1 pseudogene is annotated in these 2,349 nt (G+C 62.1%); it reads right to left on the reverse strand.

The features are described from left to right. A pseudogene (locus AC1RAA_RS15315) lies at window positions 1–2,349 on the reverse strand (ESPR-type extended signal peptide-containing protein); the annotation flags it as partial.

Consider the following 2,349-nt stretch of genomic DNA (forward strand, 5'->3'; position numbering starts at 1 on the left):
TCAATGCTGCTCGTGGCCGTGCTCAAGCCCGACGACGTGGACGTCGACAGGCTGCTGACGTTGCTGTTCGTGGTGCTGAGGCCGCTCGACGTGGACGTCGACAGGCTGTCGATACGGCTGTTGGCTGTGCTCAGACCGGACGATGTCGAAGTCGACAGGCTGCCCACATTGCTGTTCGTGGTGCTCAGGCCTGTAGACAGGCTGGAGATGCCGCTCGTGGCGGTGCTGAGGCCTGACGACGTGGAAGTCGACAGGCTGCTGACGTTGCTGTTGGTCGTGCTCAGACCAGTCGACAGGCTGTCGATGCCACTCGTGGCTGTGCTCAAGCCGCTCGAAGTGGAGGTCGACAGGCTGCTGACATTGCTGTTTGTCGAGCTCAGGCTCGTAGACAGGCTAGAGATCCCGCTGGTCGCGGTGCTCAGGCCACTCGACGTCGAAGTCGACAGGCTGCTCACGTTGCTGTTCGTCGTGCTCAGGCCCGTCGACAAGCTCGAGATGCCGCTGGTTGCTGTACTCAGACCGCTCGAAGTAGACGTCGAGAGGCTGTCGATGCTGCTCGTGGCGGTGCTCAGACCCGACGAAGTCGAAGTCGACAGGCTGCTCACGTTGCTGTTCGTGGTGCTCAGCCCGGTCGACAGGCTCGAGATGCCACTCGTCGCCGTGCTCAGCCCCGAGGACGTGGAGGTCGAAAGGCTATCGATTCGACTGTTGGTCGTGCTCAAACCACTGGACGTCGAGGTCGACAAGCTGCCCACGCTGCTGTTCGTGGTGCTCAAGCCCGTCGACAGGCTGGCGATGCCACTGGTCGCAGTGCTCAGGCCCGACGATGTCGAAGTCGACAGGCTGCTCACGTTGCTGTTGGTCGTGCTCAGGCCAGTAGACAAGCTGGAGATGCCACTGGTCGCGGTGCTCAATCCACTCGACGTGGAAGTCGAGAGGCTGTCCAGGTTGCTGTTGGTGCTGCTCAGAGCCGTAGACAGGCTCGAGATGCCGCTGGTCGCCGTGCTCAGGCCGGACGACGTCGAGGTCGAGAGGCTGCTGACGTTGCTGTTGGTCGTGCTCAGACCAGTCGAAAGGCTGTCGATGCCACTCGTGGCGGTGCTCAAGCCGCTCGAAGTGGAGGTCGACAGGCTGCTGACATTGCTGTTTGTCGAGCTTAGGCTCGTGGACAGGCTCGAGATCCCGCTGGTCGCTGTGCTCAGGCCGCTCGACGTAGAAGTCGACAGGCTGCTCACATTGCTGTTCGTCGTGCTCAGGCCAGTGGACAGGCTCGAGATGCCGCTGGTCGCCGTGCTCAGGCCGGACGACGTCGAGGTCGAGAGGCTGCTGACGTTGCTATTGGTCGTGCTCAAACCAGTCGACAGGCTGTCGATGCCACTCGTGGCTGTGCTCAAGCCGCTCGACGTGGAGGTCGAAAGGCTACTGACATTGCTGTTCGTCGTGCTCAGACCCGTGGACAGGCTGGAGATGCCGCTGGTCGCGGTGCTCAGACCAGACGACGTCGAGGTCGACAGACTGCTGACGTTGCTGTTGGTCGTGCTCAGGCCCGTCGACAAACTGGAGATGCCACTGGTCGCAGTGCTCAGACCGCTCGAGGTAGACGTCGACAAGCTATCGATGCTGCTCGTGGCCGTGCTCAGGCCCGACGACGTAGACGTCGAGAGGCTGTCGATACGACTATTGGTGGTGCTCAGACCCGAGGACGTCGAGGTCGACAGGCTGCTCACGTTGCTGTTCGTCGTGCTCAGGCCCGTCGACAAGCTCGAGATGCCGCTGGTCGCGGTGCTCAGACCGCTCGACGTAGACGTCGAGAGGCTGTCGATGCTGCTCGTGGCCGTGCTCAGGCCCGACGACGTAGACGTCGAGAGGCTATCGATTCGACTGTTGGTCGTGCTCAAACCACTGGACGTCGAGGTCGACAAGCTGCCCACGTTGCTATTCGTCGTACTCAGGCCCGTGGACAGGCTGGAGATACCGCTCGTGGCCGTGCTCAGTCCCGACGACGTAGACGTCGAGAGGCTGTCCAGGTTGCTGTTGGTGCTGCTCAGAGCCGTGGACAGGCTCGAGATACCGCTGGTTGCCGTACTCAGGCCCGACGACGTCGAAGTCGACAGGCTGCTGACATTGCTGTTCGTGGTGCTCAGACCTGTGGACAGGCTGGAGATACCACTGGTCGCCGTGCTCAGGCCCGACGACGTAGATGTCGAGAGGCTGTCGATGCGGCTATTGGCCGTGCTCAGACCCGACGACGTCGAGGTCGACAAGCTGCCCACGTTGCTGTTCGTGGTGCTCAGACCCGTCGACAGGCTCGAGATACCGCTGGTTGCAGTGCTCAGACCGCTCGAGGTG

The sequence above is a fragment of the Variovorax sp. GW823-FHT04F07 genome (assembly GCF_058795995.1).